This window comes from Nocardiopsis sp. NPDC007018 (assembly GCF_040635075.1).
GTDB lineage: Bacteria > Actinomycetota > Actinomycetes > Streptosporangiales > Streptosporangiaceae > Nocardiopsis.
In genome coordinates, this window is record NZ_JBEYHA010000104.1 from 1 (window position 1) to 3,229 (window position 3,229).

Consider the following 3,229-nt stretch of genomic DNA (forward strand, 5'->3'; position numbering starts at 1 on the left):
TCTCTCCTGCCCGGGGGGGGGGTGGCTCTGGGGGTGGGTGTGGGGGGGCCCGGCCGCGACGGCGACCTGGCTGACGGCGGCGGCGAAGGAGTCGCTGCCGACGGTGCCGCTGACACCGGGCATCTCCGGAAGGGACGGGTAGTCCTCGACCGGCATGGTGTTGAGGGTGAACTTGGCGCTACCGCAGCTCACGACGACCTTGGGGCCGTCCGTGGAGATCTCCACGGTCTGGGGCGGCAGGTTGCGCGTGATCTCGGCGAGGAGGCGGCCGGAGACCAGGGTCTGGCCGGGCTCCTCGATCTCGACGTCGACGGAGACCTGCGCGGAGACCTCGTAGTCGAAGCCGGACAGGCGCACGCGCTGTCGGCCGTCGGTCTCTCCCGCGTCCAGCAGGATGCCGGCCAGGACCGGCACGGAGGGGCGCGTCGGCAGTGTGCGCGCTGTCCAGGCGACAGCGTCGGCCAGTACGTCGCGTTCGACCCGGAACTTCACTCTCCGACTCACTTTCCGCCCGACCGGTGGACCGGTCGCAGCCTCAACGTTGCAGCTCGTGGGTGTCTCGTGGGTCCGCAGCGGGTTCCGTCCCCAGGGTGTGGACGGTGTTCGCGGCGAGGGCGGACCGTGCCTCGGGAGCGGTCTCGGACTCCGTAGGGGTCACCGCTCAGATCCGGGCGGCGGAGGACAGGGGCGAGACCACACGTTACCCGGATTCACCCGCTGCCGCTGCCAGCTCGCCACGGGCCAGCCGTCACCTCGATCTCAGCCGTTTGTCCACAGATTTTCCGCGAAGCTGTTTTGACGCCACATCTTGGTTAATGAAGGTGCGTCGTAGTAGTAGGGCCTGTGGATAATGTGGATAACCCTTGTTCTCGCAGGTCAAGCTGCGAATTTTTGTCCACAGGTCCTGTGGATGACCCTGTGTGTAACTGGGGCCCGCTGTGGACAAGTCGAGGGGCCCTCAGTGTGTCCACAGGCCGTCCACAGGTTCGTCCACAGGTTTTCCCCATGTTGTCCACAGTGCCCTGTGGTTCGGCGGTCCGGCCATGGGGAGCCGTGTCCACAGGGCGACCCTGGGTTACCCACAGGATCGGGGCCGTTGTCCACAGGTTGTCCACAGGGTTGTCCACAGAATTCGACCCTCTCCTGTGGATAACTCCGCCGAGAAACCCGGAAACTTTTTTCGGAGCACGGCGCACACCTCGCGAACACGGACAAAGAGTCTGTGCACAGGTTTTTCCACAGGTCCCTCCTCAATGGGGGGTCGCGTTCCGCACGCGGTCGCCGAACCGGCCTTCACCAGCGCCCCTGTGGTCAGGACAACAGCCTCCGAAGGCCCTGTGAAGCAGGGGAAACGGTGCGTGTCCGGCACGGACGCTACCGCGCGGGTACGACACGGACGTACGCCGCTCTTGGGGGCCAACACCCCCACAAGCCTGTGGATAACCCGGTGCGGGCGGTTCCGGGGGGTCCTCGGAGCCTGTGGACATCCGGGGGCGTCCACTCGGAGCGGCCCGGGGTCCCGGGGCCGGGCGGGGCGGACCCCGGTAGGGGCCGGGGCCGGGAGGAGAGAAGTCGACAGGCGGACACGGCGACAGGTCGCCCAAGCTCCTTGTCGACACGGGGCGGAAGGCGCGGGCGGGGCGCGCGTCGGAGGTCCGCACACGGCGGAGGGGCGGCCCACCGTCCCGTGGGGCCGCCCCTTCCGCGGTCGTCCGTACCGGCCACCGGTCAGCTCAGCGAGGGCTGGTCCTTGATCCGGCTGGTCAGCTCGTGCACCTGGTTGTAGATGGAACGGCGCTCGGCCATGAGCGCCCGGACCTTGCGGTCGGCGTGCATCACGGTGGTGTGGTCCCGTCCGAACTGCTGCCCGATCTTGGGCAGGGACAGGTCGGTCAGCTCACGGCACAGGTACATGGCGATCTGCCGCGCCGTCACCAGGACCCGGGAGCGGGAGGTCCCGCACAGGTCCTCCAGGCTCAGCCCGAAGTAGGCCGCCGTCTGGGACATGATCGCTCCTGCCGTGACCTCGGGCACCTCGGCGTTGGGGACCAGGTCGCGCAGCACCTGGCCGGTCAGGTCCAGGTCCACCGACTGCCGGTTGAGGCTGGCGAAGGCGGTCACGCGGATCAGCGCGCCCTCCAGCTCCCGGATGTTGGTGGAGATCTTGCTGGCGATGAACTCGAGGACCTCGGGCGGGGCGGCCAGCCCCTCCTGCGCGGCCTTCTTGCGCAGGATCGCGATGCGGGTCTCCAGCTCGGGCGGCTGGACGTCCGTCAACAGGCCCCACTCGAACCTGCTCCGCATCCGGTCCTCCAGCGTCGTCAGCTGCTTGGGCGGCCGGTCGCTGGAGATGACGATCTGCTTGTCGGAGTTGTGGAGCGTGTTGAAGGTGTGGAAGAACTCCTCCTGCGTCTGCTCCTTGTTCTCCAGGAACTGGATGTCGTCCACCAGGAGGACGTCGATGTCCCGGTAGCGGCGGCGGAACCCGTCCGCCTTGCCGTCCCGGATCGAGTTGATGAACTCGTTGGTGAACTCCTCCGAGCTCACGTACCGCACCCTGGAGCCCTCGTACAGCCGGTGCGTGTAGTGCCCGATGGCGTGCAGCAGGTGGGTCTTGCCGAGCCCGGAGCCGCCGTGGATGAAGAGCGGGTTGTACGCCTTCGCCGGCGCCTCGGCCGCCGCGACCGAGGCCGCGTGCGCGAACCGGTTGCTGGAGCCGATGACGAAGGTGTCGAAGGTGTACTTGGGGTTCAGGCGGGCGTGCTCGCCCGGGGGGATCTCCTGCGACCGTCCCGGGGGCGAGGCCGGGGCCGTCGAGGGGGCGGTGGGCGCCTCCGGGACGGCCTCCTGGCGGTCCGCGGGCTCCACGACCGGTTCCACGGAGGGCGGAGCGGAGTCGGGCTCGGCCGGAGGAGCTGGCTGGACGGGCGCGGGCTCCGGAGCGGGGGTCGCTGAGGGCGCCGCCGGGGTCTCCCACCGGTTGGGTTCGTCCCAGGACGCGTCGGCCCAGCTCTGCTGCTGCCACAGCTGGCCCTGGGCGTGCTCGCCCCAGCCGGGCGCGGCGGGCTCGGGGAAGGCGGCCTGCTGGCCGGCGCGGGGTCGCTCGGCGGGCTCGGGGGGGCCGGGGAGCGGTTGCCGGGCGGAGGAGACCCCGAACTCCAGGTCGTCGGGATGGGCCACCACCGCCAGGGCGCGGCCCCAGTCCTCGGGCAACGGCCGGGGGGCGCTG

At 69.8% G+C, this 3,229-nt stretch carries 1 protein-coding gene and 1 pseudogene; both read right to left on the reverse strand.

Annotated features, from left to right (window positions below; all coding sequences use genetic code 11):
- Positions 1-492 (reverse strand): annotated as a pseudogene (locus ABZ635_RS27045) (DNA polymerase III subunit beta); the annotation flags it as partial.
- Positions 493-1,728: 1,236 nt separating this feature from the next.
- Positions 1,729-3,229, reverse strand: a 1,501-nt coding sequence (gene dnaA, locus ABZ635_RS27050; protein ID WP_357770067.1) for a chromosomal replication initiator protein DnaA, incomplete at its 5' end; no start/stop codon positions are given.